The organism is Ruminococcus callidus ATCC 27760 (genome assembly GCF_000468015.1).
Classification (GTDB): Bacteria; Bacillota; Clostridia; order Oscillospirales; family Ruminococcaceae; genus Ruminococcus_C; species Ruminococcus_C callidus.
The window spans coordinates 1-23,759 of sequence record NZ_KI260469.1 but is presented as its reverse complement, the minus strand read 5'-3'; the positions used below and the strand labels follow the sequence as shown (position 1 = coordinate 23,759).

Here is a 23,759-nt window from a genome sequence, read left to right as displayed (position 1 = left end):
ATGGAATAAAAGTCTTTGAAAAGGGGTCTGGGGAAAAACTTTCCTCAGAAAGTTTTCCCCCAGCAAACTTCCCGAAACACAGCCGGAAGCTTGAATAATTTTATGACCTCCGTGTACCTGAATTGGTGCACGGAGGTTTTTTGCATACTCGTCCGATGCCGTGCATAGAATGGGACAAACACAGGGACAGCCCATGACCGACAGGAGGACGTATGGAACAGAATGGAATACAGGCTGTGCTGCACTGTCTGCCGCCGCAGATCCGCAGCCGGATACAGCAGCTTTCGGCGGCAGAACTGGCACAGGTACAGGAGATTCGGCTGCGGGCAGAACGCCCCGTCTGCATACAGATTCACGGCAGGGAACAGCTATTGCAGCCGGAGAGTGTCCTCTCCCAGAAAGCCGTGGAACAGGTGTTTCAGGCGGTGTGTGAATACTCCGTCTACCGCTATGCAAAGGAGATCGCAGAGGGCTTCGTCACCATTGCCGGCGGCAATCGGGTGGGCATTGCCGGCTCGGCAGTCTATCAGGAAGGCAAACTGGTGCAGATGCGGCATATCAGCGGACTGAATTTCCGCGTTTCCCACGCCGTGACCGGCTGTGCCGAATCGCTGTACCGCCGGACTTGTGCCAGGCAGCCTGCCAGCCTGCTGCTGGTCGGGGCAGTCGGCTCCGGAAAGACCACCATGCTGCGGGATCTGTGCCGACTTCTGGGGGCTTCTCACCGGCTGACACTGGTGGACGAACGCAGCGAAATTGCCGCTGTACACCACGGTGTGCCCCAGTATGATGTGGGACTGCACACCGATGTGCTGGACGGTTTTCCCCGTGCAGAGGGACTTCTGACGGCACTGCGGGTGATGACACCGGAGGTGCTGGTCTGTGACGAGATCGGCACAGAGGCAGATGCACAAGCCATTCTGGGGATACATGGGTGCGGCGTGCCGGTGATCGCCTCTGCCCACGGGACATCATGGGAGGACTTGGAACGCCGTCCGGTGCTGCGGCAGCTGCTGGAACAGGGCGTGTTCCGCTATGCGGCGATTCTGTCCGTGCAGGAACAGGGCGTTGTCCGGACGCTGCGGCAGGTGACAGCATGATGAAGTGGCTGGGACTGCTGCTGGTAGTTTGCAGCGGCGGCGGTATCGGATTCCTGTATGCCATGCGGCTGCGGCAGGAACGCACCAATCTGGAACGGCTCTGTCAGATGCTGCGGGAAATCGCGGTGCAGATCGCGTTCCGCAGTCTGACGGTGCAGGAACTGCTGGAACAGCTTTGTCGGGAAACCGCTTATGCAGCGTTTCAGTTTCCGGTGACAGTGCTTTCCGGCATGGAACAGGGGCTGCCGCTGGCGGAGGCGTGGGCGGCAGGGATCCGGCAGGACAAGGCAGTGCCGGAACCGGCAAAGAAACTGCTGCTACCGCTGGGGGAAGAACTGGGAGCCAGCGACTTGGACGGACAGGCGGCAACGCTGGCACAGTATCGCATGCAGCTGGAGCCCTATGCGGCGGAAGCCGGAGAAAAATGTGTGCAGCGGCAGCGGCTGTATTGCAGTCTGGGGCTGCTGGGAGGACTGCTGGCGGCGATACTGCTTTGTTGAAAGGGAATGTGGCAATGGAGATCGATCTCATTTTTAAAATTGCCGGTACAGGCATTATTGTGGCAGTGCTGAATCTGGTGCTGAAACGGGCGGAACGGGAGGAACAGGCGATGATGACAACACTTGCCGGATTGGTGGTGGTGCTGATGCTGCTGGTAGACCAGATCGGCACCTTGTTCGAACGGGTGAAGTCGGTGTTCGGGCTATGATCGATGAAACCGTAACTGCGGCGGCAGTCTGCATCACGGCGGCGATCTTTTCCACATTGTTGAAACAGTACTGTCGGGAACACGCCCTGTTTTGTGTCCTTGGAGCCTGTGCGGCAGTGGGCATTGCAGCGGCGGCGTACCTCACGCCTATCGTCAGCCAGATGCAGGAACTCTTTGCAAAAACCAGTCTGCCGGCGGCATATCTGGAAATCCTGTGGAAAGCACTGGGCATTTGCTATATTACCGGTATCGCCGGCGACCTGTGTCAGGACTGCGGCGAGTCGGCACTGGCAAAGACGGTGGAACTCTGGGGCAGGCTGTCGCTGGTGCTGCTGTCCCTGCCTCTGCTGGAAACGCTGCTGCGGACTGTGACGGAGGTGTTGTCATGAAATTGTGGAAAGTCCTCTTGCCGCTGCTGGTGCTGGGGTGCAGCCTTTGGTGCTCCTGTCCGGTTCTGGCGGCGGAATCTCCTGCGGAAACACTGGCAGAGGAAAGCGGCTCTGCGGAACTCACGGAGCAGCTGGACTGGGACATACAGTCGGTGCTGGAACAGCTGGGGCTGTCCTTTACCGATGTTGGCGGGGCAGGAGAATCCTTTACCCTCTCCCGCATCTGGCAGGTGTTTTCCGCATATCTGTCGGGACGTATCAGCCGTCCGTTTGCCATGCTGGGAGGGCTGCTGACAGTAATTTTATTTGCGGCGTTATTGCAGAGCGTACAGGACAACGCCAGGCACCGCGGCACCGGACAGGTCTATGAGTTTGTCTGTGCATTGGCGGCGGTAGGCGTACTGACCGAGCCGCTGTGCCGCAGCTTTGCCGCTGTGGAAAGTGCTCTCACCCAAGGGGCGGAATTCATGATGCTGTTTGTGCCGGTGTTTGCCGGAATTCTCGCGGCAAGCGGCACGCTTAGCGGAGCCGTGGCATACCAGACTGCCGTGGTTCTGCTGGCGGACAGCGTGATGCAGCTGATTACCCGTGTGCTGCTGCCGCTGTGCACCATGGGATTTTCCCTTGCCATTGTCGATGCCGTCAGCCCGTCGGTGTCGGTAGGCGGTTTGCTGCGGCTCTCCCGCAAGTGCACCACGTGGATTCTGGGACTGCTGATGACCGTATTTCTGGGGGTGCTCTCCATGCAGAACTGGCTGGGGAGCAGTGTAGACACCGCGGCATCCAAAACCACCAAGTATGTCATTGCCAATTTTGTGCCGGTGGTGGGCAGTGCTGTTTCTGATGCCTATACCACCGTGCGGAGCAGCCTGCAAATGCTGCGGAGTACCACCGGCGTAGTGGGAATGGTTTCCCTGTGCGTGCTGTTTCTGCCGCCGCTGGTGCAGCTGCTGTTGTATCGGGGCGTGGTGGCGATCGGAGCCGCTGCCGCAGAACTGTTCGGCACCAGGAGCCTGCTCCGGCTGCTCCGCGGCACCCAGCAGGCTCTGGCGATCGCCTTTGCCCTGCTGGTCTGTTTTGGCGTGATGTTCGTGGTTTCCACTGCCATTGCCATGACCATTGGAAAGGGGGCGGTATAAGCCATGGAAGCCATGCGTGCAGTGGTGCTGGTGACCTGCGTCATCAGCATTCTTAGCGGCGTGTTAGATGCCCTGAAACCCAATGCCCGATTTGACCGGCAGCTGCGGCTGCTGCTGTCGGCAGTGTTTGTGCTGGGAATTTTAACGCCGTTGAGCCAAGGGACAGCAGCCTTTCAGCCGGACTGGGAACCGGACACAGAAACCGCCGCGGTGGAACTGGAAGCCGCCGCCGCACAGGCAACCCAAAAACAGGCGGCGGCGAATCTGGAAGAATCGCTGGAGGCAATGCTGCGGCAGCACGGCATTGCCGATGCACAGGCAGAAGCGGAGATGTATATCTCCGGGGACAACTGCATAGAGATAGAACAAGTCACAGTGTACTGCACGGATCCTGCTGCCGCAGAACCGCTGCTGACAGACTGTCTGGGAAAAGAGGTGAAGATACATGTGGAAACAGCTTCTTGAATTCCTGCGGCAGAAACTGAAAGGGGAAAACGGTGTCCGGCTGGTGGTCTTTCTGGGCATTGCAGGACTGGTGCTGATCCTGCTGTCCGGATTCCTGCCGGACAAAGCGAAACCGTCCTCCAGGACGGAAACCAGCCGGACAGAAACCACCGCTTCCGACCTCTCCATGGAGCAGTACTGCCGGCAGACCGAACAACAGCTGGTGTCGATTCTGGAGCAGGTCGAAGGGGTGGGCACCTGTCAGGTCATGCTCACCGCAGACGGCACCTCCGAAACGATCTACGCACAGGATCAGGAACAGGAGCAGGGAGAATCCCGCACCAAGATCCAGAAGAAATGCGTGATCGTTTCCGACAGCGGCAGCCAGCAGCCTCTGGTGCAGCAGGTAGTTGCACCGGAGATCAGCGGCGTGATCGTGGTGTGCAGCGGAGCGTCCAGTGCAGTGGTACAGGAGCGTGTGACAAAGGCAGTGCAGGCAGTGCTGCATCTCGCCGCCAGCCGCATCTGTGTGGTTCCGGCGGCATAGGAAACACTGCATAAAGCCCGCCTGACGGCTTTGCACGCAATCTGCGTACAGATTTTCCCGTCATATTGCCCAGAAATCCCTTGCCATAATAACGGCAGTCTGCCTGCGGAATTTCTGACAATCTGCCAAAAAATCTGACTACGCATCTTACGCACAAGCTTTATTCAGCGTTTCCCGTAGCGTTTCCGCAAAGCAACACGCTCAAAACCAGAAAGGAATACATTATGAAAAAGCCATCTCTCATCATCGGAAAAAAACAGATCATTCTCTCGTGCCTGACCCTGATGCTTGCCATTGCGGTCTATGTCAACTACGCCATGTCCGACGGCAAGCTGGAAACGGCACAGGTGCAGTCCAAGGACAGCGTGACCTACGGGGACACCGCCTTTGTCAACGCCGAAGCGGAACAGAGCGAACCGGCGGCAGAGGACAGCACACCGACAGAGGAATCCGCAGCAGACGGGGCATATTCCACCAACGGGGAAGCCCCTGCTGAAGAAACTGCCGCAGAGGTCGAAGCCGACTACGCCGCCGCCGGCAGTGCGGAGAATTATTTTGCACAGGCAAGACTGGAACGGACTTCCAGCCGTGACGAAAGCGTGGCGGCGTTGCAGTCCATGCTGGGGGCAGGAGATCGGACAGAGGACGAACTGGTGACCGATGCCATTGCCGCTGTGGAAACTTCGAAGCTGATCGAAAGCGAAAGCACGATCGAATCCCTGATTCAGGCACAGGGTTATTCCAACTGTATCGTCTATCTGGACGGGGACAGTGCCAAGGTCGTTGTCCAGACCGAGGGGCTGGACGCAGCTCAGGCGGCAGCAATCAAAGACGTGATTTTGGGCGAAGTTTCGGTTCCGGCAGAAAATATTCGAATTTTTGAGGTAAAATAGTTGTATCTGGCGTTGTTTTTTGGTATAATAGAAGAAAGAACTTGTTCGGACTGGCATGGAACGGGCAGCATACCAAATGCGGTTTCTTTCGATTCTATGGAATTCTATAGAGATACCAAAGGAAACAAAAGCAATACATGGGGAAAGCTGCTGTAAAATGTCTACAGCAGCTTTCTTTTTTGCAAAAGTGCAGAAAGCGTTGCAGGCGGACAAGAATTTCAGAAAATGTCAGAATATGAATATGGAGGTAGTTATGACAAAACACGAAACCAGAGAATACGCATTTTTGCTGCTGTACGAGGCAATGGTAAGAGCCGAGGAACTGACCACCATTGAGGATCTGTACGCTTCCACAGAGGAAATGCTGGAACTGCCGGTTCCGGAAAAGGTGAAGCAGTACGTTTCCGGCGTGATGTCCCAGACAGAGGAACTGGACAACATCATTTCCGAATACAGCAAACAGCGGAGCCTGAACCGTGTGCCGGCGGTGAACCGTTCGATTCTGCGGCTGGCACTGTACGAACTGAAAAATCTCCCCCAGACACCGGTGAACGTAGTCATCAGCGAAGCCGTGCACCTGTCGCAGGCGTATGCCTATGCAGAAGATACCGCCTTTATCAACGGCGTACTGGGTGCCTATGCCCGTTCGAAGCCGGCGGTAAAGGAGGAAACTGCCGATGGCACAAATTCTGGGGATTGATACCAGCAACTATACCACGTCCGCGGCACTGCTGGACTTGGAAACCGGCGAGGTACATCAGGAAAAACAGCTGCTGCCGGTGAAAGCCGGAGAAGCCGGACTGCGGCAGAGTGATGCGGTATTTCATCACACCCGCCAGCTGCCGGAACTGCTGGAACGGCTCCGTCCGTTTCTGGCGGAAAATCCGGTCTGCGGTGTCAGCGTTTCCACCCGTCCCCGCAATGTGGACGGCTCTTATATGCCCTGTTTTCTCACCGGCGTAGGCACAGCCCGTGCCGTTGCCGCAGTTACCGGCGTACCCCTGTATGAAACCTCACATCAGGTGGGGCATGTGCTGGCGGCACTGTATTCTGCCGGCAGGCTGGGAGCCTGTGAAAAACCGTTTCTGGCGTTCCATGTCAGCGGCGGCACGACAGATTCCCTGTACTGCGAACCGGACGAACAGGCTGCCTTGAAGATCACCCCCTGCGGTACCTCTCTGGATCTGAAAGCCGGACAGGCGATCGATCGGGTGGGGCTGATGCTGGGATTGCAGTTTCCCTGCGGCAAGGCACTGGAACAGCTTGCCCGGCAAAGCCGGAAACCGTTCCGAATCAAACCGGTGATACGGGGCGTAGACTGCTGCCTGTCCGGACTGGAAAACCAGTGCCGGAAAAAGCTGGAGCAGGGTGAACCGCCGGCAGATATTGCCCGTTTCTGTCTGATGACTGTGGCGGAAACTGTGATCGCTATGACAAAGGCGGCACAGGAACGGCACGGCAAGCTGCCGGTGCTCTATGCCGGCGGCGTGATGTCGAACCAGCTGATTCGTCCGCTGCTGGCGGCGAATGCGGAATGCTGGTTTGCTGCACCGGAGTTCGCCTGTGACAATGCCGCAGGTGTGGCAGTCTATGGTGCATGGCGGAAGCAAGGAGGAAAACTGTGGCAATTTTAAGCGTGACCCAGCTGAACCGCTATGTGGGGTTCAAGCTGAAAGAGGACCGTGCCCTGCAAAGCGTTCTGGTGCGGGGAGAGATCACCAATTTCACCAATCACTATCGTTCCGGACACCTGTATTTCACGCTGCGTGACGCGGAAAGCTGCGTTAAGGCAGTGATGTTCCGGAGCCATGCCCAGCGGCTGAAATTTCTGCCGCAGGAAGGCATGAACGTCATTGCCGCCGCCTCCGCTGCCCTCTATGAACGGGACGGTGCCTTTCAGATCTATGTGACAGATCTCCAGCCGGACGGCACCGGCGGAAAGGCTCTGGCACTGGAACAACTCAAGAAAAAGCTGACGGCAATGGGCGTGTTCGATGCGGCATCAAAGCGACCGCTGCCGGCAATGCCCCAAAAAATCGGTGTCATTACCTCCGATACCGGAGCCGCCCTACAGGACGTGAAAAACGTTATCGGCAGGCGGTATCCGATCGGACACCTGCTGGTCTATCCGGCACAGGTGCAGGGTGATGCGGCGGCAGCTTCTGTCTGCCGTGCCATTGCGGCGGCGGAACGGGACAGCTGCGATGTCCTCATCGTCGGACGGGGCGGTGGTGCTTCGGAAACGCTGGAGGCGTTCAATACGGAGCAGGTGGTCATGGCGATTTATAACTGTACCGTGCCGGTGGTTTCTGCCGTGGGGCATGAAACCGACTGGACACTGGCAGATGCGGCGGCAGACCTGCGGGCACCGACTCCGTCGGCAGCGGCAGAACTGGCAGTCCCTGATGTGCGGCAGATGCTGCAGCAGGTACAGGACTGCTCCCGCCGGCTGGAAAACGCCATGCAGCAGCAGTTCCGGCAGAAAGCACAGGAACTGGAACGGCTGCAAGACCGGCTGAAATTACAGTCACCGGCACACCGGCAGGAACTGGCACAGCAGGAGCTCTGCCATTTGCAGAAGCGGTTGGAAGCGGGTATCCGGCAGATCTGGCAGCAATGTCAGGAACAGCTGGTGCAGCAGACCAACCGTCTGGACGTGCTCAGCCCCATGAAGATTCTGGGGCGTGGCTATGCACTGGCGTACCACGGCGAAGAACTGGTACGCAGTGCCGCACAGGTGCAGTCCGGCGATGTGCTGCGGGTGCAGCTGGCAGAGGGTGAGATCACGGCAAAGGTACAATAACAGAAAGATAAGATAACACTACGTGTTTTTGGGGAAGGAGAGCAGATGTATGGCATTTGAAACACACATGAAGGAATTGCGGGAACTGACACAGAAGCTGGAACAGGGCAACCTGCCGCTGGAAGAAGCGGTGCAGCTGTATCACAAGGGCATGGAACTGGCGGTATCCTGTCAGGAAGAATTGCAGACAGCAAAGCTGCAAATTTCCAAACAGACGGTGCCGGCACAGGAACAGGAGGTTCATGATGGAAGCGAAGCATAAGGCGTATCTGGAAGAACTGGCGGCAAAGGTAGATGCAAAACTGTTGGAATATGTGCAGGTGACACCGGAAACCCGAAGGCAGGCACAGGTGGTGGAAGCCATGCGGTATTCTCTGGAAGCTGGCGGCAAGCGGATCCGTCCGGTGCTGGTGCTGGAATTCTGCCGGATTTTTGGCGGCTCGGAGGAGCAGGCAATGGCGGCGGCGTGTGCCATTGAAATGGTGCACACCTTTTCCCTGATCCATGATGACTTGCCGGAAATGGACAACGACGATTACCGCCGCGGCAAGCCGTCCTGTCATAAGGCATTCGGACATGCTGTGGCGTTGCAGGCAGGCGATGCCCTGCTGACAGAAGCATTTGCCGTAATTCTGCGTGATCCGATACTGGAACCGGAAATGAAAGTGGAACTGCTGCAAATCCTCACTTCGGCAACCGGTGCAGCCGGTATGGTCGGCGGTCAGATCATGGATATGGCAAACGAGAAACGCAGCGATGTCACACTGGAAGAACAGGAAGCCATGTGTGCCGCCAAGACCGGTGCCCTGATTCGCGGAGCATGCCGGCTGGGCTGTGCAGCGGGATTTGCTCCGAAAGAACAGGTCGCACTGGCAGATCAGTATGGGGCAAAGCTGGGGCTGGCATTCCAGATCGTGGACGATATTCTGGACGTGACCAGTACCTCCGAAGTGCTGGGCAAGCCGGTGGGCAGCGATGCCGCAGAGGGCAAGACCACGTTTGTCACCCTGCTGGGGCTGGAAGTTGCCAAGACGCGTGCAGCAGCACTGACGGCAGAGGCAGAACAGATCCTGTCCCAGTTCCCGCAGCATGAATTCCTGCTGGATCTGACACGGGAACTGCTGTGCCGTGAAAAATAATCGAAGGAGTGAATCCTGCGGAACTGCCGCGGAATGTGCCGCCGGCAAAGGAGCCGCAGAAAACAAAACCATGGAATATATGAAAATTTCGGAAACAGAGGAGCACCTGTTGGAGCGTCTGCACTCGCCGGACGATCTGAAGGCACTTTCGCCGGAACAGTGTACCGCACTCTGTGCGGAGATTCGAAGTCTTCTCATAGAAACTGTTTCCAAAACCGGCGGGCATCTCGCTTCCAATCTGGGGTCGGTGGAACTGACGGTGGCGATGCACCGTGTGTTTGATTCGCCGGAAGATAAATTCGTCTGGGACGTGGGGCATCAGTGCTATACCCATAAAATTTTGACCGGACGGCTGGAACGATTTTCGACCCTGCGGCAGGAAAACGGCATCTCCGGTTTCCCGAAGCCAAACGAATCAGAACACGACAGCTTCATCAGCGGGCACAGCAGCACTGCGATCTCCGTGGCATGCGGCATTGCAGAGGGCATGCGGCTGCACGGGGACAAGGAGCATTTTGCCGTTGCCGTTGTAGGGGACGGAGCCATGACCGGCGGGCTGTCCTATGAAGGATTGAACAATGCCGGAAAATCGAGGAATAATCTCATTGTGATCCTCAATGACAATGAGATGTCCATTTCCAAAAACGTGGGGGCACTGGCACGCTACCTGTCCTCCATGCGGAGCAGTGAAGGATACGTCCGCACCAAAAAGGCGGTGGAACGCCGCCTGAACCGCACCGCGGTGATCGGTCCGTCTGTGGCGAAAGTCATCAAGAATTCCAAGAGCGTTGTACGGGACGTATTGTTGCAGTCGGCAACGATCTTCGAGGATTTCGGCTTCGTCTATCTGGGACCGGTGGACGGCCACAATCTGGTGGAACTGGAAGAAGTGCTGCTGGCGGCAAAGGAATATCACCGTCCGGTGTTTATTCATGTACATACCGTCAAGGGCAAGGGCTACGCACCGGCAGAGGCAAAGCCATCGGAGTATCACGGAATCTCCAAGTTTGACATTGAAACCGGCAATCCGGAGGTTTCCGCTGCGGATTCCTATTCGGAGATGTTTGGCAAAGAACTGGTGCAGCTGGCGAAACACGACCCCCGCATTTGTGCCGTAACGGCAGCAATGGGCGGGGGCACAGGACTGCACCATTTTGCACGGGAGTTCCCGAACCGGTACTATGATGTGGGCATTGCCGAACAGCACGCCGTGACGTTTTCCGCGGCACTGGCTTCTATGGGAGAACTGCCGGTATTTGCGGTGTATTCTTCCTTTTTGCAGAGAGCCTATGACCAGCTGATGCACGATGTTGCCATTGGCGGCATGCATGTGGTGCTGGGGATCGACCGTGCCGGCGTTGTCGGCGAGGACGGCGAAACCCACCACGGACTGTACGATGTGTCGTTCCTCTGCACGGTGCCCAATACGGTAATTTATGCACCGGCATGCTACGAGGAGATGCGGCTCTGTCTGCGGCGGGCACTCTATCGGGATAAGGGGCTGGCATGTATCCGGTATCCCAGAGGCAGCGAAAAGGTTTCCTTTGACAAGACTGCCCTGAATACCGAATACACCCACGTTTCCGGCAGAAAAACAGATACCCTGTATATTTCCTACGGCAGGGTGTACGATCACCTGTACCGTGCCAGCCGCCGCATGGCGGAGGAAGGCGTGTTCTGTGACCTGCTGAAGCTGACACGCATTTTCCCGCTGGCAGAGGGCGTGGTGGAAATTGCCATGTCCTATGCCCATGTGGTATTTCTGGAGGAGGCATACTATTACGGCGGAATTTCCCAGCTGCTGGGAGATCTGCTGCTGGAACGCGGCTTCCGCGGCACTTACCGGCGGGTAGCACCCAAGGCATATCTGCCGCAGGCTTCTACGGATTCTCAAATGGAAACTATGGGGCTGTCGGAGCATGCCATTTATCAGGATATGCAGCAGGAGGCAAAACATGGCAAGGCTTGATGCGGTAATGGTACAGCAGGGTATGGTGCCCAGCCGCCAGCGTGCCAAAACGCTGATTCAGAACGGGCAGATCTCTGTGAACGGCAAGGTCTGTACCAAGCCGGCGTTTGCCGTTTCGGAAACCGACCGGATCGCCATGGAGGGCAGTGACATCCCCTTTGTGGGACGGGGCGGTCTGAAACTGGAACATGCGGTACAGCAGATGCGGCTCTCTCTGGAGGGAATGGTCTGTCTGGACATCGGAGCATCTACCGGCGGTTTTACCGACTGCATGCTCCAGCACGGAGCTGCAAAGGTGTACGCCATTGACGTGGGACACGGACAGCTGGTGCAGTCCCTACGGGAGGATCCCCGCGTGATAAATTGGGAGGGAACAGACGTTCGCAGCATTGCACCGGAACAGCTGGAACAGCCGGCGGATTTCTTCTCGGCGGACGTGTCTTTCATCTCGCTGCACCATGTACTGCCCTACGTGCTGCCGCTGCTGCGGACAGGGGCACAGGGCGTGGTGCTCATCAAGCCCCAGTTTGAAGCGGGACGGGAAAACATCGGGAAAAACGGACTGGTGCAGTCCTCCCGCGTGCACATGCAGGTGCTGAACAACATCTTGCAGCTGTTTTCCGCACAGGGGCTGACTGTACAGCTGCTGTGCCCTTCGCCCATTCAGGGCGGCTCCGGCAATATTGAGTATCTCGCCGTTGTACAAAAAGGCGGCGAAGCGGCGTATCTGCCGGAAATTGCCGCAGTGGTACAGCAGGCATTCGCACAGGCAAAAAAGGAGAAGACGAAATGAAAGTCGTGTTATTTCATCATCTGCAAAAAGGCAACGCACCGGAAGTTGCCCGAAAGGTCTGTCTGGCACTGTACCGGAACGGCATGGAAGTCTGGGCAGATCCCCGCTGTCTGGGACTGCTGGGGGATATGTCCTTTATCTGTTACGCTCCGTTTCTGGAAGCAGTGCAGGACGCAGACGTGGCAGTGGCGATCGGCGGGGACGGTACCATTCTGCACTGTGCCCGTCACGTGGTGGGCACAAAGGCAAAGCTTCTGGGCATCAACACCGGACGGCTGGGCTTTCTGGCATCTATGGAGCCGGATCAGATCGGTGAAATTGCACGGCTGCAAACGGGGGACTATCGGGTTTCCAAACGCATGCTGCTGCATGGCAAGGTGCTGGACAAGACCGGCACCTGCCTGCGGGAACTGACGGCGTTGAATGACATCGTGATCTCCCGCAACTTTTCCCGTGTCATTGAGTTTACCGTTTCCCGCAACAACGTGGTGTTGGGCGAATATCGGGCAGACGGCGTGATCTTCAGCACGCCTACCGGTTCGACTGCCTACGCCCTCTCCGCCGGAGGTCCCATTATCGAACCGGAATTTTCCTGCATTGAGATGAACCTGATCTGTCCCCATTCGCTTTCTGCCAGACCGATCCTGTTTTCTCCCCACAACGATTTGCAGGTGAGCCTGCGGGTGCGGGAGGAATATGATGCCTATTTCTGTGCAGACGGCGAAAAACCGGAGCCGTTTCCGGAGGGACGAGTCATGGAAATTTCCGGTTCTGACCAGACGCTGGAAATTCTGGACCTTAGCGGCAATACCTTTTTTGATTCGCTGAGCCGGAAGCTGATGCAGTCTTTGAAAGCGGGAAGGACGTGAGGAACACATGAAGAAAAAGCGGCAGGATACCATTCTTTCGCTCATTGCAGCAGAGGAGATTCCCACGCAGGAAGTGCTGCGGGAACGCATGGAGGAACACGGGTTTGCGGTGACGCAGGCAACGCTTTCCAGAGATATTCGGGAACTGAAGCTGACCAAGGAACGGCGTGGCAGCGGCAGGGCATGCTATACGGCACCGGTGCGGCAGGAAGTCAACGGCGGCATTTTGCAGAACGCTGCCCTGCGTACCGACTTTGCCGGAAATGTGGCAGTGATCCACTGCCGTACCGGCACGGCACAGGCAGTGGCGGCGGCGTTAGATGCCATGCATCGGGAAGATGTGGTGGGAACCATTGCCGGAGATGATACCATTTTTGTATTGCTGCGGACAGAAATACAGGCAAAAGAATTTGCCGGCAGCTTCGCAAAGCTGATGGAAACAGGAGGGTTTTAATGCTAGCTGAACTGGAGATCGAGAATCTGGCGGTGATCGCCCATGCACGGATTCCCTTTTCACCGCATCTGAATGTGTTTACCGGTGAAACCGGTGCCGGAAAATCGATTCTGCTGCACGGGATCCATGCGGTTCTGGGACAGCGTGTCACGCGGGACATTGTGCGGACAGGCTGCAAAAAGGCAGTGGTGACGGCACTTTTCACGCATCTGGATCCGCTGGTCTGTGCCAGACTGGACGCACTTTCCATTTCCCACACCGACGATGAATTGCTGCTCACCAGAGAGATCGCCGCAGACGGCGGCAGTGCAGCACGGGTGAACGGACATACCACAACAGTTTCGGTGCTGCGGGAGATCGGGGACGCTCTCATCAACATTCACGGGCAGCACGACAATCAGGTGCTGCTGGCACCGGAGTGCCACTTGCAGATTCTGGACGCTTTCGGCGGAGATGACACATTGCTGCACCAGTATCAGGACACATTCCGGCAGTTACAGCAGACGGCGAAGCGGCTGAATCATCTGGCAAAACAGGAACAGGACAAGGCACACCGCCGGCAGCAGCTGAAAGCACTGGTGGCAGAAGTGGACGAACTGGGACTGGAACAGGGCGAAGAAGAGGCACTGGAAGAAGAACTGAACCTGCTGCAGCACGCCGAGAGCATTGCCGCGGCGTTGCAGGCGGCAGCGGAGGCAATCGACGGCGAAGATGCCGACGGTTCCGCAGTACTGCTGACAGAGGCGGCGGCAGAAGAACTGTCGCCGTTTTCCGACATGCGGGCGGAGTTTGCCGTGCTGGGAGAACGGCTGGCGGCGGCAGGCATTGAACTGGCAGACATTGCTTCGGAGTGCCGCAGTCTACGGGACGGCATGGACTTAGACCCCCAGCGGTATGCGATGGTGCAGAAGCGTATGCTGGAGATCCGGCGGCTAAGTCGGGAGTACCAGTGTACCGGTGACGAACTGGTGGAACGCCGTGACCGTGCAGAGGAAGAACTGGCACAGATGCAGGGCGACACAGCAGAGATCGCTGCCCTGCGGGAGCAGAAGGCACAACTGCTGGAAACGGTTTCCGCACAGGCGAAGGCTCTGTCGGAATACCGTGCACAGACGCTGGAACGCTTTATCACTGCCGTGACGGAACAGCTGGCATTTCTGAATATGCCCAACGTGATCCTGGTGGGGAAACATACCACCGGCAAGCTGACCATTCACGGCATGGACAGTCTGGAATTTCTGATTTCTGCCAACCGCGGGGAAGAACCCCGTCCGCTGGCGAGAATCGCTTCCGGCGGTGAACTGTCCCGCATCATGCTGGCTCTGAAGTGTGTCATTGCCGATCGGGACAGCATTCCCACGCTGATCTTCGACGAGATCGACACCGGTGTCAGCGGCAAGGCTGCCCAGAAAATCGGCATGAAGCTGCGGGAAGTGGGACAGCTGCGGCAGGTGCTCTGTGTGACGCATCTGTCCCAGATCGCCGTAATGGCAGATCAGCACCTCATGATCGAGAAGCAGACCGAGGGCACGCGGACGGAAACCCATGTCATGGTACTGGAACCGGAGGGACGTGTCCATGAGATCGCCCGCATCATGGGCGGTGAAAATCCCAGCGTGCTGCTGCTGGAAACTGCACGGGAAGAATTGAAACGCTGGCAGAAAGATCTGCTGGCAGAGGGAGAGGACGGTCAGGAAACATGAACCAGCCGGAAAAGCTGTTACAGCAATATTTTGGGCATGCGTCATTCCGCACCGGACAGAAGCAGGCAATCGATGCGATCTTGTCCGGACGGGACGTGCTGGCGGTCATGCCTACCGGAGCCGGCAAGTCGGTCTGCTATCAGATCTCTGCCCTGCTGCTCCGCGGGGTGACCATTGTCATTTCTCCGCTGATCTCGCTGATGAAAGATCAGGTGGAGGCTCTCCGGCAGGTGGGTATCCCTGCGGCGTATGTGAACAGCAGCATTACGCAGGAAGAATTCTATCACACGGTGCAAATGGTACAGCAGGGGCAGTGCCGGATTCTGTACGTTGCACCGGAACGGCTGATGACGGACAGCTTTTTCCGTCTGACACAGCAGGTGCCGGTGAGCATGATCGCCGTTGATGAGGCACACTGCGTGTCCCAGTGGGGACAGGATTTCCGGCAGAGTTATCTGGATATTCCGGTGTTTATGGAACAGCTGCCGGCACGTCCGATCTGTACCGCCTTTACCGCTACGGCAACAAAGCAGGTAGAGGCGGATATTGCACGGATTCTGAAATTGCAGGAGCCGGAAATCATACATACCGGATTCGACCGGAAAAACCTGTTTTTCGGGGTACGCCGTCCCAATAATAAGACGCGGGAACTGTTTCAGCTGCTGCGGGAAAACGACGGCAAAAGCGGCATTGTGTACTGCTCCACCCGAAAAGCGGTGGAGGAAGTCTGTGATGCTCTGCGGGAAAACGGCTTTCCAGCCACGCGGTATCACGCAGGTCTGTCCGACACGGAACGGGCACAGAATCAGGACGATTTCCTGTATGACCGCCAGCCGATCATGGTGGCGACTAACGCGTTCGGCATGGGTATTGACAAGTCCAACGTGTCGTTTGTCATTCACTATAACATGCCCATGGATCTGGAGAGCTACTATCAGGAGGCAGGTCGTGCCGGACGGGATGGCTCGCCGGCACAGTGCATTCTGCTGTACAGCGGAAAAGATGTCCGTACCAACGATTTCCTGCTGCAACGCAGTCGGGAAACCACAGAGGTGGAGGACGAGGAAACACGGCAGTTCCTGCTGGAGCAGGGCAAGGAACGGCTGAAACAGATGACGTTCTATGCCACCTCTACCACCTGTCTGCGGCACCGCATGCTGCAATATTTCGGCGACCATTCACCGGACAGCTGCGGGAATTGTTCCTGCTGTCTGACCAATTATCGGGAAGAAGATGCCACCACGGCGGCGAAAAAGATCATCTCCTGCGTGTATCGTGCCCAGAAAGGCGGCTATCACCTGAGCCGCACTATGACTGCCGATGTGCTGATGGGCAGCAAAAAGGAATCGCTTCTCCGCATGCGGCTGGATCAGCTTTCCACCTACGGCATTATCGAAAAGCTGTCGCGGCGGGAAGTGATGCAGCTGATCGATGAACTGATCCAGCGGGAAGATCTGGCACTGCGGCAGTTTCAGGAGTATCAGGAATTGGTGCTGACTGCCGGCTCGGTGGAGATCATTCGCGACCAGAAAACGGTCATGCGGCGTGTGCCGGTGGTGCGGGAGAAGCTGGCAGCTCCGGTGGGAACAAAAGATCCTACGCTGTCCGCGGCGGACAACGACCTGTTTCAGAAGCTGCGGCAGCTGCGGGCGGCACAGGCAAAGCACGAGGGAATACCGCCGTATTTCATCTTTTCCGATGCCACGCTGCGGGACATGTGCCGGAAAAAGCCCCAGAACCTCAGCGAGATGCGGCAGGTTTCCGGTGTGGGTGTCATCAAGGCACAGAAGTACGGGAAAATGTTTCTGGAGGAGTTGCAGCAGTTTCTGGCTGGGGTACAGCAGTGAGTGAGCAGATTTGTGTAAGCATTGATTCTAGCGTACAAATAAAAAAACGCATGCCCCGCACGGGAAACCAATCCGTGCGGGGCATGTTCTTTTTGTCCGGTGCATATGTTTCCTTAGGGCATCTTACGCACATGCTTTGTGCGGTGTTGCCTTGAAGGAGGCATACAGATGCGAAAACGCAGTGTAATTCGGGATACCATTCAGATGACCGTGATACAATTTTTTCTGGAGTGTCTGGCGTTGTGGTTCAACGCGTGGATGACGCGGCGTGTGGGGGCGGCAACGGTGGGAACGCTGGCACTGGCAGGTTCTTTTTTCAACCTTGCCGCAATGGTCGCCGGCGGAAATGCTATGCTCTGTGCCAGCCGTTTTGTGTCCGAGGAACTGGGAAAGCCCTGCGGCTGTCCGGCACGTGTCCTGCGGCATGGTATCAGCTTTTGCATGATGCTGTCCCTGCCGGTGACAGCAGGAGTCTGCATATTTGCCCAACCTCTAAGTCAGCAGTTTTTGCAGAGCGATTCCATGGCACATGCGGTGCGGCTCATGGCACTGCTTCTGCCGCTGGGCAGTCTGAGTGCCTGCCTGAAAGGCTATTTCAATGCAGTGTGCCGCGTGACAGTGACAGCCGCCTGCGATGTGGCGGAATTTCTGCTCCGTGCGGGAATCCTCACCGGACTGCTCCTGTGGCGTGGGGACACCAGACCGGAACAGGTCTGCACGGATCTGGTGTGCAGCATGGCGTGTGGCACACTGTTTACGGCGGTCACACTGACAGTGCTGTACTTTCAGAAGCGGGAACCCTGCGGCGGAACGTGCAGCCTGTCCCTGTGGCGGTATATCCGGCTGGCAGTTCCTGTGGCAGTGGGCGGCTGTCTGACTGCCGGACTTAGCACAGCCAATGATGCCCTGATTCCCGTGACACTGCGGCAGTTCGGGGACAGTGCCAGCAATGCCCTCCGGCAGTTCGGCACTTTTGAGGGCATTGTGATTCCGGTGCTGTTTTTTCCGTCCACCATTCTCTGTGCCCTGTCCGGAATCCTGATTCCGGAAGTCGCCCGTGCCAATGCCGCTGGCAATCGGGAACGTGTCTGTCGGCTGACAGAACAGGTGATCGCACTGACACTGATTTTTGCGGTGCTGATCAGTGCAGTCCTGCTGAAATTCGGCGGCGTGATCGGGCGGTGCATGGACGGCGGAGAACTGTCGGGGAAGATGATTCGGATTCTGGCACCGGTGGTGCCGTTTATCTATCTGGAAATCGTGCTGGAAGCACTGATTAAAGGCATGGGCAGGCAGAATTTTTCTTCCCTGAATTATCTGGCGGAGTACGTGATCCGCATCTGTGTGGTGCTGGTCTGCATTCCGCTGTTCGGATTTTACGGCATCGTGGCATCGTACTATACCAGCAACGTGTTCGGAAACTGCAATCGTCTGCGTATGGCAGTAAAAACGGCAAACCTCCGGTTCCGATTCGGAAAGCTTATCGGAAAGCCGGTGTTTGCCGCGGGATTTTCGTTTACGGCAGCTTCTCTGCCGGAATGGTTCTGCCCGACTTTGCGGGAAACGCCGCAGGGAATCATGCTGTTTCTGGGAATCGCTCTGGGGCTGTACGGGCTGGTGTTCTGGCTGCTGCGGGAAAAAGACGAACAGGTGTTACCGGTGCTGCAATGAGTTGTGTGAACGCAGCAGCGTGTGCATGGTGTGGCGGTGCTGGCGACTTTCCCCGTGCATGCCGTGAAGGTGCGGGTGGCTGTGGGTAATGGTGTGGGTGTGTGTCACGCCGTCGTGGGTGTGTGTGAACGTGTGGGTGTGGGAATGGGTGTGTTCCGTTTGCAGCGTGTCCAGAACCACCAGAACGGAACCCAGCAGCATTACCGCCAGTGCCAGAAAATACTGCACTGTCAGGGCATCGTGCCAGATGATGCAGGAAAGGGCCGTGCCGATAAAGGGGGCGATGGCATAGTAGGCACTGGTCTTGGCGGCTCCGAGGGTGTTCTGGGAACGGACGTAGCAGAAAATGCTCAGCCCGTAGGCAACAAATCCCAGAAGCAGTGCCGCAGCAGCAGCGTGCAGTCCGGGGAACGGCTCGCCGATGCACAGAGCAATGAGAAACGAACCCAGTCCGGAAAAGATGCCCTTGAGAAAGACAATCTCGAAAGTACTTTTGTCGGAAATATTGCGGGTGCAGTTGTTCTCCAGTCCCCAGCAGGCTGCCGCCGCCAGCACCAGCAGGGAGCCTCTGGAAAAGTGCAGGCTGGACATATCCTCGAAAGACAAAATGCCGCTGGACAGGGTGATAAGCAGAATGGCAGCCCACAGCCGCTTGGAAACTTTTTCCCGAAAGAGCAGCAGGGCGATCAGCGTAGTGGCAGCGATTTCAAAGTTTCCCAGCAGAGAAGCATTGGCGGAAGATGCACTTTTCAGCCCCAGCATCAGCAGAATCGGTGCGGCAATATCCAGCAAGATCATGCCGAGGGTATAGGGCAGGTCTTTGCGTGTCAGTTTTTTCTCGCCGCGGTGGCTTTTGGGGTTGATGCAGTACAGCAGTCCGATGCCGATGCCGGCACCGAAATACAGCAGTGATGCCAGAAATGTAGGGCTGATCTCCTTCAGCAGCAGCTTCGAAACCGGAACGTTTACCGCGTAAAATGCCGCCGCCAGAACGGCAAGCAGAATGGCTGTGGTCTTTTTGTGTTGCATGATCGGTTTCCCCTTTCAAATCCCCAAAATTGTAAACACCGCGTGATCCCGAAACGTATCCTCTGCCCATTCATTCACTTCCAGTGCGACCAGCTCCGCACCGCCGCCCTGTGCCAGGGCATGCTGTAAGATACACTGCCACTGTGTCCAGTTGACAACGGTGATGCCGTACTGATTATACGCGGGCAGTGTTTCCTGCAAGATTTTTCCGAAACCGGAACGCTGTAGAATGTTGTCGTGCAGCAAAAGAGAATCGGAACTCCAGTGGCTGGAGCCTTGCCGGAAGCTGCCCTTCCGGAATTCGTGATAGCAGGTTCCCACCCGCTGGAACACGGTACAGCAGTATCTCATTGTGCTTTCTCCGCGATGATGTCCGCCAGCTGAAAGGGCACGACCTGCTGCAAACTGTCCAGTGACAGTTCCAGCTGGTGTCCGATCTTGCCGGCACTGCACAAGATCGTGGGAAAATTCTGTGCGGACTCATGAATGGTAGTGCGGAACAGTTTTTTCATGCCGATAGGGGAACAGCCGCCGTGAATGTATCCGGTCAGGGCAAGCAAATCCTTGGATTTGCACATGGAGATTGCCTTTTCTCCCACTGCGGCAGCCGCCTTTTTCAAGTCCAGTTCTTCCGCCACCGGCACCAGAAAAACGTAGTGTTCGCCGGACTTTGCCACGGTGACCAGCGTTTTGAATACCTGTTCCGGATTCTGTCCCAGTGCCGCCGCCAGTTCTACGCCGGTGTGCTGTCCGGTTGCCTGTTCCCAGCTGCGGTGTACATAGGGAACTTTCGCCTTGTCCAGCATGCGGATCGCATTGGTTTTGATGACTTTTTCTTTTGCCATAACCGTTATTCTCCTTTGAGTGTTACGATGGTGTAGGGGTGATGCAGGGCGGTTGTCAGCTTGTCAAAGACGTCGCTGGTCTGCATGCGGATCGTAGAAGTATTTATGCAGGGGTGACAGCCGAAAGTGGCTTCTCCCAGCAGGTCGCGGTCTACGAGAAGCTGAACGCGGTTTTCGGTGTCATGCATCAGCCCGAAGATCGTGGCAGAGCCGGGAGTCAGTTGCAGCAGCTGTTCCATGGCATCTTCTGATGCAAAGGAAAGTCTGGCACAGCCCAGCTGGCTGGTGATCTCCTTGGTGCGAAACGGCTTGTCGGCGGGCATGAGCAGCAGATAGAAGTTCGTTTTCTGCCGGTTGCAGAGAAACAAATTCTTGCAGACAGGCGTTTGCAGTGCCGCAGAAATACTTTCGCAGGCTTCCATGGTAAAGGCTGCCGCATGGTCAGCCCGTGCAAAGGGAATGTCGAGCCGTTCCAGTAAGTTGTATACGGCGATCTCTTTTGGCAGTCTGCCGCTTTCGTCTGCGGGTCTGCCGTTTTGGATTTCCATTCAGAATTACCCTCCTGTCAAAAAAGCACATTGACTATGCCTGATGCCGTCAATGTGCTTTTGTTTCGTTTCAGCAGCGATGCTGCCTCGATATATTTGTGGAATTACAGGCTGAACATGATCTCGTTCATGATTGCTTCCAGCATTTCCTGACGGCCGCTGGTCAGAGAAGCGGTCACTTCGCCCTTTTCCAGAGCGTATTTTTCCAGATCTGCCATGGTTGCCTTGCCGGAGATGATGTCTGCACCGATGCCGGTATTCCAGCTTGCATAGCGATCTTCTACGAACTTGTCGATTCTGCCGTCGGTGATCAGCTTGTCCGCGATACGCAGACCCAGTGCAAAGGTATCCATACCTGCAATGTAGCTGTGGAAGATGTCCTCCAGTTCGAAGGAGCCGCGTCTTGCCTTGGCGTCGAAGTTCAGACCGCCGTTGGTGAAGCCGCCTGCCTTCAGTACTTCGTACATGCACAGTGCTGCATCATAGACGTTGGTCGGGAACTGGTCGGTATCCCAGCCCAGCAGCGGGTCGCCCTGATTGGCATCGATGGAACCGAACATGCCGTTGGTTCTTGCCACACGCAGTTCGTGCTGGAAGGTGTGCTGTGCCAGTGTTGCGTGGTTTGCTTCAATGTTCAGCTTGAAGTCCTTGTCCAGACCGTACTTCTGTAAGAAGCCGATAACGGTTGCAGAGTCGAAGTCGTACTGGTGCTTGGTGGGTTCCTTCGGCTTCGGTTCTACATAGAAGTCGCCGGTGAAGCCAATGCTTCTTGCATAGTCTACAGCCAGATGCATCAGGCGAGCCATGTTGTCCAGTTCCAGACCCATGTTGGTGTTCAGCAGGGTTTCATAGCCCTCACGGCCGCCCCAGAATACATAGCCCTGACCGCCCAGCTTTACAGTGGCATCAATGGCACTCTTGATCTGTGCAGCAGCATATGCGAAAACGTCCGCACTGGGAGAAGTGCCTGCACCGTGCATATAACGCGGGTGATCGAAGCACTTTGCGGTGCCCCACAGCAGCTTCTTGCCGGTAGCGTCCTGCTTTTCCTTGCACAGGTCAACGATGGCTCTCAGCTTTTCGTTGGTTTCGCCCAGACTGCCGTATTCCGGAGAGAGATCTCTGTCGTGGAAGCAGTAGTAGTCAATGCTCAGCTTGTCCATGATCTCGAAAGCAGCTTCTACCTTTGCCTTTGCACGTGCAGTGACATCATCACAGCCCCATGTCTTGTTGGTGGTGCCGCAGCCGAACATATCTGTGCCGTCGCCGCCCATAGTGTGCCACCAGGACAGTGCGAACTTCAGCTGTTCCCGCATGGTCTTGCCGGCGATAACCTCGTCCGGATTATAAAACTTGAATGCCAGCGGATTCTTGGAATCCTTGCCTTCATAAGCAATCTTCGGAATGTTGTTGAAAAATTCACTCATCAGTAGTTCCTCCTGATTAATAATAAGGTGTGGTATATGGAAAGCGGATTCCGCTTTGCGCAACTTAATTGAATAATGAAATTTCGCGGTTGTCCTTTGCGAAATAATCCTCCAGCACGGCAATATAAGACCGGAAGCAGACCTTTCCGGAGAACGTCAGAACGTCATTTTCTGCCGGCACACCCAGCTGCTCCAGCTGTGCATCGGTCAGGTCTTTCAGATAGACGGTTTCCGTATCTGCCGGAATACCGACCGCGGACTTCTGTGCCTTGGTCAGATCCAGTGTTACATCATTGGAGATCTCCAGCAGCTGTGCAGTGATGTCTGCACGGGAAGCTGTCGTCCACTCTGCACTGCCGACTTCAGAGGGAACGGGGCGTTCTTCATAGACGGTACGGTCATAGCCGTTGGAGATAAATGTCAGGAACGGCAGGTGAATGTCCCGATCATTTGGCTCTACGTGTACTGCCACATTGCCGCCGGAGCTGTCGTCTGTCTGAATGATCTCATACCGGTATGCTCCGGAGGGAGAAGTGCCGTTTTCCAGCACAGTCTGCTGTGTACTCGGCGTGAAAAAAGACATGAGCATGAAAAATGCCAGTGACCCCAGAATATACAGCAACAGGTATATGACACCGAATACGGTCTTGGCAGTTTCCCCTGCACCGGACAGGAAAAAGATGATCAGGGAAGTCACTGCAATTGGCAGGATCAGTTCCCATTGCCCGAAACAAAGCAAAATCTGGGGCAATATCGCCGGCAGCAGCAGGATCCCCGTCAGGCGTGTCAGGATCTGAAACCGGCTGTACAGCATGGCACTGAGTGCCGCAAAAGATACCACACAGAGGGTCAGACAAAACAACACGGAGTTGGTGACGGAAAATTCGTAAAAGATCGCCAGATAAGAAAACCAGCACATCAGAGCCAGATACCCGACGCTGATCAGGGAAAGGAAGCGTTTCCGCCAGATCGAACCGGCAGAAGTCGTTTCCGCAGAAGCAGTAGTTGCACGCATGTATATTCACTCGCCTGCCCTCAGGCGGCAGACGTTTTCCTTTCTTTGCCCGAAGTGATTCCGGCAGAAATGTTCTGCACACGGCAACAAGGAAAAGGGAATTCTTCTGCTTTGTTTCACGCGTGCTTTGCAATCCTATTATAGCATTTTTTTTGCGTTGTGGCAAGTACTATTGCAAAAAAAATTACAACAATCGTATATAATCCTACCGGTTTCAGAGAAATCCCCTGTCATTTTCCATTTTCTGCATTTTTTGACTGCACTTTTGCAAATACAGTACTGCCTGCCGGATTTACGCGGCATTGCCCAAAGAATCTTTCACTTTTACAATTTATCAATATAAAAAAGTGGAAACCAGCTTGCAAGTCTGGCAAATTTATGGTACAATTACTTTAAGGAAACACTGAATAAAGCCCGCCTGACGGC

26 protein-coding genes are annotated in these 23,759 nt (G+C 56.1%); 20 read left to right on the top strand and 6 right to left on the bottom strand.

Annotated elements, in window-relative coordinates; genetic code table 11:
- The first annotated feature begins 212 nt into the window (after positions 1-212).
- The 20 genes from RUMCAL_RS15640 to RUMCAL_RS11975 all read left to right on the top strand — a co-directional run bounded on the left by RUMCAL_RS15640 (position 213) and on the right by RUMCAL_RS11975 (position 18,469).
- A complete protein-coding gene (locus RUMCAL_RS15640; protein WP_021683213.1) occupies positions 213-1,100 on the top strand; it encodes an ATPase, T2SS/T4P/T4SS family in 888 nt (295 codons plus the stop codon).
- The gene (locus RUMCAL_RS12065; protein ID WP_021683212.1) at positions 1,097-1,600 is read left to right on the top strand and encodes a stage III sporulation protein AB; all 504 of its coding nucleotides are present in this window, start codon (positions 1,097-1,099) and stop codon (positions 1,598-1,600) included. Before RUMCAL_RS15640 ends, RUMCAL_RS12065 begins: the two co-directional genes overlap by 4 nt.
- A gap of 14 nt (positions 1,601-1,614) precedes the next feature.
- The gene (gene spoIIIAC, locus RUMCAL_RS12060) at positions 1,615-1,809 is read left to right on the top strand and encodes a stage III sporulation protein AC (RefSeq protein WP_040648151.1); all 195 of its coding nucleotides are present in this window, start codon (positions 1,615-1,617) and stop codon (positions 1,807-1,809) included.
- Positions 1,806-2,198: a SpoIIIAC/SpoIIIAD family protein gene (locus tag RUMCAL_RS12055; protein WP_021683210.1), complete on the top strand. Its 393-nt coding sequence runs from the start codon at positions 1,806-1,808 to the stop codon at positions 2,196-2,198. The genes spoIIIAC and RUMCAL_RS12055 overlap by 4 nt, the downstream gene beginning before the upstream one ends.
- Entirely contained in the window at positions 2,195-3,337 is a 1,143-nt protein-coding gene (locus tag RUMCAL_RS12050) for a stage III sporulation protein AE (RefSeq protein ID WP_021683209.1), read from the top strand. Before RUMCAL_RS12055 ends, RUMCAL_RS12050 begins: the two co-directional genes overlap by 4 nt.
- Positions 3,338-3,340: 3 nt before the next feature.
- Positions 3,341-3,802, top strand: coding sequence for a stage III sporulation protein AF (locus RUMCAL_RS12045; protein ID WP_021683208.1), 462 nt, complete (start codon positions 3,341-3,343; stop codon positions 3,800-3,802).
- Positions 3,783-4,328 carry a stage III sporulation protein AG gene (locus RUMCAL_RS12040; protein WP_021683207.1) on the top strand — a complete coding sequence of 182 codons (546 nt, stop codon included), beginning with the start codon at positions 3,783-3,785 and terminating at the stop codon, positions 4,326-4,328. The genes RUMCAL_RS12045 and RUMCAL_RS12040 overlap by 20 nt, the downstream gene beginning before the upstream one ends.
- Before the next feature lie 224 nt (positions 4,329-4,552).
- Positions 4,553-5,221, top strand: a complete 669-nt coding sequence (locus tag RUMCAL_RS12035) for a SpoIIIAH-like family protein (RefSeq protein ID WP_021683206.1) — start codon at positions 4,553-4,555, stop codon at positions 5,219-5,221.
- A gap of 253 nt (positions 5,222-5,474) precedes the next feature.
- A complete protein-coding gene (nusB, locus tag RUMCAL_RS12030; protein ID WP_040648155.1) occupies positions 5,475-5,921 on the top strand; it encodes a transcription antitermination factor NusB in 447 nt (148 codons plus the stop codon).
- Positions 5,899-6,855: a Kae1-like domain-containing protein gene (locus tag RUMCAL_RS12025; protein WP_021683204.1), complete on the top strand. Its 957-nt coding sequence runs from the start codon at positions 5,899-5,901 to the stop codon at positions 6,853-6,855. The genes nusB and RUMCAL_RS12025 overlap by 23 nt, the downstream gene beginning before the upstream one ends.
- A complete protein-coding gene (xseA, locus tag RUMCAL_RS12020; protein ID WP_207636462.1) occupies positions 6,843-8,024 on the top strand; it encodes an exodeoxyribonuclease VII large subunit in 1,182 nt (393 codons plus the stop codon). Before RUMCAL_RS12025 ends, xseA begins: the two co-directional genes overlap by 13 nt.
- A 49-nt stretch (positions 8,025-8,073) precedes the next feature.
- Complete coding sequence (xseB, locus tag RUMCAL_RS12015) at positions 8,074-8,286, top strand: exodeoxyribonuclease VII small subunit (protein ID WP_021683202.1); 213 nt, start codon at positions 8,074-8,076, stop codon at positions 8,284-8,286.
- A complete protein-coding gene (locus RUMCAL_RS12010) occupies positions 8,267-9,163 on the top strand; it encodes a polyprenyl synthetase family protein (protein ID WP_021683201.1) in 897 nt (298 codons plus the stop codon). The genes xseB and RUMCAL_RS12010 overlap by 20 nt, the downstream gene beginning before the upstream one ends.
- Complete coding sequence (gene dxs / locus RUMCAL_RS12005; protein WP_021683200.1) at positions 9,153-11,132, top strand: 1-deoxy-D-xylulose-5-phosphate synthase; 1,980 nt, start codon at positions 9,153-9,155, stop codon at positions 11,130-11,132. Before RUMCAL_RS12010 ends, dxs begins: the two co-directional genes overlap by 11 nt.
- Complete coding sequence (locus RUMCAL_RS12000) at positions 11,119-11,925, top strand: TlyA family RNA methyltransferase (protein ID WP_021683199.1); 807 nt, start codon at positions 11,119-11,121, stop codon at positions 11,923-11,925. The genes dxs and RUMCAL_RS12000 overlap by 14 nt, the downstream gene beginning before the upstream one ends.
- A complete protein-coding gene (locus RUMCAL_RS11995; RefSeq protein WP_021683198.1) occupies positions 11,922-12,794 on the top strand; it encodes an NAD(+)/NADH kinase in 873 nt (290 codons plus the stop codon). The genes RUMCAL_RS12000 and RUMCAL_RS11995 overlap by 4 nt, the downstream gene beginning before the upstream one ends.
- 7 nt (positions 12,795-12,801) lie before the next feature.
- Positions 12,802-13,248, top strand: coding sequence for an arginine repressor (locus RUMCAL_RS11990; protein ID WP_021683197.1), 447 nt, complete (start codon positions 12,802-12,804; stop codon positions 13,246-13,248).
- Positions 13,248-14,951, top strand: a complete 1,704-nt coding sequence (recN, locus tag RUMCAL_RS11985) for a DNA repair protein RecN (RefSeq protein WP_021683196.1) — start codon at positions 13,248-13,250, stop codon at positions 14,949-14,951. The genes RUMCAL_RS11990 and recN overlap by 1 nt, the downstream gene beginning before the upstream one ends.
- Positions 14,948-16,798, top strand: coding sequence for a DNA helicase RecQ (gene recQ / locus RUMCAL_RS11980; protein ID WP_021683195.1), 1,851 nt, complete (start codon positions 14,948-14,950; stop codon positions 16,796-16,798). The genes recN and recQ overlap by 4 nt, the downstream gene beginning before the upstream one ends.
- A gap of 168 nt (positions 16,799-16,966) precedes the next feature.
- A complete protein-coding gene (locus tag RUMCAL_RS11975) occupies positions 16,967-18,469 on the top strand; it encodes an oligosaccharide flippase family protein (RefSeq protein WP_021683193.1) in 1,503 nt (500 codons plus the stop codon).
- Here RUMCAL_RS11975 and RUMCAL_RS11970 read toward each other — a convergent pair.
- The 6 genes from RUMCAL_RS11970 to RUMCAL_RS11945 all read right to left on the bottom strand — a co-directional run bounded on the left by RUMCAL_RS11970 (position 18,452) and on the right by RUMCAL_RS11945 (position 23,333).
- On the bottom strand, positions 18,452-19,498 hold the full coding sequence (locus tag RUMCAL_RS11970) for a DMT family transporter (RefSeq protein WP_021683192.1): 1,047 nt from the start codon (positions 19,496-19,498) through the stop codon (positions 18,452-18,454). The genes RUMCAL_RS11975 and RUMCAL_RS11970 overlap by 18 nt on opposite strands.
- 15 nt (positions 19,499-19,513) lie before the next feature.
- The gene (locus RUMCAL_RS11965) at positions 19,514-19,849 is read right to left on the bottom strand and encodes a hypothetical protein (protein ID WP_021683191.1); all 336 of its coding nucleotides are present in this window, start codon (positions 19,847-19,849) and stop codon (positions 19,514-19,516) included.
- Positions 19,846-20,343, bottom strand: a complete 498-nt coding sequence (gene ybaK / locus RUMCAL_RS11960; RefSeq protein ID WP_021683190.1) for a Cys-tRNA(Pro) deacylase — start codon at positions 20,341-20,343, stop codon at positions 19,846-19,848. The genes RUMCAL_RS11965 and ybaK overlap by 4 nt, the downstream gene beginning before the upstream one ends.
- 5 nt (positions 20,344-20,348) lie before the next feature.
- Entirely contained in the window at positions 20,349-20,891 is a 543-nt protein-coding gene (locus tag RUMCAL_RS11955) for a prolyl-tRNA synthetase associated domain-containing protein (RefSeq protein ID WP_021683189.1), read from the bottom strand.
- 104 nt (positions 20,892-20,995) lie between these two features.
- The gene (gene xylA, locus RUMCAL_RS11950; RefSeq protein ID WP_040648148.1) at positions 20,996-22,318 is read right to left on the bottom strand and encodes a xylose isomerase; all 1,323 of its coding nucleotides are present in this window, start codon (positions 22,316-22,318) and stop codon (positions 20,996-20,998) included.
- Positions 22,319-22,382: 64 nt separating this feature from the next.
- The gene (locus RUMCAL_RS11945) at positions 22,383-23,333 is read right to left on the bottom strand and encodes a hypothetical protein (RefSeq protein ID WP_021683187.1); all 951 of its coding nucleotides are present in this window, start codon (positions 23,331-23,333) and stop codon (positions 22,383-22,385) included.
- Positions 23,334-23,759 lie beyond the last annotated feature (426 nt).

Coding starts and splice junctions, on each gene's coding strand:
- recQ (WP_021683195.1), top strand. CDS start 14,948: ATGAACCAGCCGGAAAAGCTGTTACAGCAATATTTTGGGCATGCGTCA.
- RUMCAL_RS15640 (WP_021683213.1), top strand. CDS start 213: ATGGAACAGAATGGAATACAGGCTGTGCTGCACTGTCTGCCGCCGCAG.
- RUMCAL_RS12045 (WP_021683208.1), top strand. CDS start 3,341: ATGGAAGCCATGCGTGCAGTGGTGCTGGTGACCTGCGTCATCAGCATT.
- RUMCAL_RS12025 (WP_021683204.1), top strand. CDS start 5,899: ATGGCACAAATTCTGGGGATTGATACCAGCAACTATACCACGTCCGCG.
- ybaK (WP_021683190.1), bottom strand. CDS start 20,343: ATGGCAAAAGAAAAAGTCATCAAAACCAATGCGATCCGCATGCTGGAC.
- RUMCAL_RS12055 (WP_021683210.1), top strand. CDS start 1,806: ATGATCGATGAAACCGTAACTGCGGCGGCAGTCTGCATCACGGCGGCG.
- RUMCAL_RS12000 (WP_021683199.1), top strand. CDS start 11,119: ATGGCAAGGCTTGATGCGGTAATGGTACAGCAGGGTATGGTGCCCAGC.
- RUMCAL_RS12035 (WP_021683206.1), top strand. CDS start 4,553: ATGAAAAAGCCATCTCTCATCATCGGAAAAAAACAGATCATTCTCTCG.
- recN (WP_021683196.1), top strand. CDS start 13,248: ATGCTAGCTGAACTGGAGATCGAGAATCTGGCGGTGATCGCCCATGCA.
- RUMCAL_RS12040 (WP_021683207.1), top strand. CDS start 3,783: ATGTGGAAACAGCTTCTTGAATTCCTGCGGCAGAAACTGAAAGGGGAA.
- RUMCAL_RS11990 (WP_021683197.1), top strand. CDS start 12,802: ATGAAGAAAAAGCGGCAGGATACCATTCTTTCGCTCATTGCAGCAGAG.
- RUMCAL_RS11945 (WP_021683187.1), bottom strand. CDS start 23,333: ATGCGTGCAACTACTGCTTCTGCGGAAACGACTTCTGCCGGTTCGATC.
- RUMCAL_RS11965 (WP_021683191.1), bottom strand. CDS start 19,849: ATGAGATACTGCTGTACCGTGTTCCAGCGGGTGGGAACCTGCTATCAC.
- RUMCAL_RS12010 (WP_021683201.1), top strand. CDS start 8,267: ATGATGGAAGCGAAGCATAAGGCGTATCTGGAAGAACTGGCGGCAAAG.
- spoIIIAC (WP_040648151.1), top strand. CDS start 1,615: ATGGAGATCGATCTCATTTTTAAAATTGCCGGTACAGGCATTATTGTG.
- RUMCAL_RS11995 (WP_021683198.1), top strand. CDS start 11,922: ATGAAAGTCGTGTTATTTCATCATCTGCAAAAAGGCAACGCACCGGAA.
- RUMCAL_RS12050 (WP_021683209.1), top strand. CDS start 2,195: ATGAAATTGTGGAAAGTCCTCTTGCCGCTGCTGGTGCTGGGGTGCAGC.
- RUMCAL_RS11955 (WP_021683189.1), bottom strand. CDS start 20,891: ATGGAAATCCAAAACGGCAGACCCGCAGACGAAAGCGGCAGACTGCCA.
- xylA (WP_040648148.1), bottom strand. CDS start 22,318: ATGAGTGAATTTTTCAACAACATTCCGAAGATTGCTTATGAAGGCAAG.
- xseB (WP_021683202.1), top strand. CDS start 8,074: ATGGCATTTGAAACACACATGAAGGAATTGCGGGAACTGACACAGAAG.
- nusB (WP_040648155.1), top strand. CDS start 5,475: ATGACAAAACACGAAACCAGAGAATACGCATTTTTGCTGCTGTACGAG.
- RUMCAL_RS11970 (WP_021683192.1), bottom strand. CDS start 19,498: ATGCAACACAAAAAGACCACAGCCATTCTGCTTGCCGTTCTGGCGGCG.
- RUMCAL_RS11975 (WP_021683193.1), top strand. CDS start 16,967: ATGCGAAAACGCAGTGTAATTCGGGATACCATTCAGATGACCGTGATA.
- RUMCAL_RS12065 (WP_021683212.1), top strand. CDS start 1,097: ATGATGAAGTGGCTGGGACTGCTGCTGGTAGTTTGCAGCGGCGGCGGT.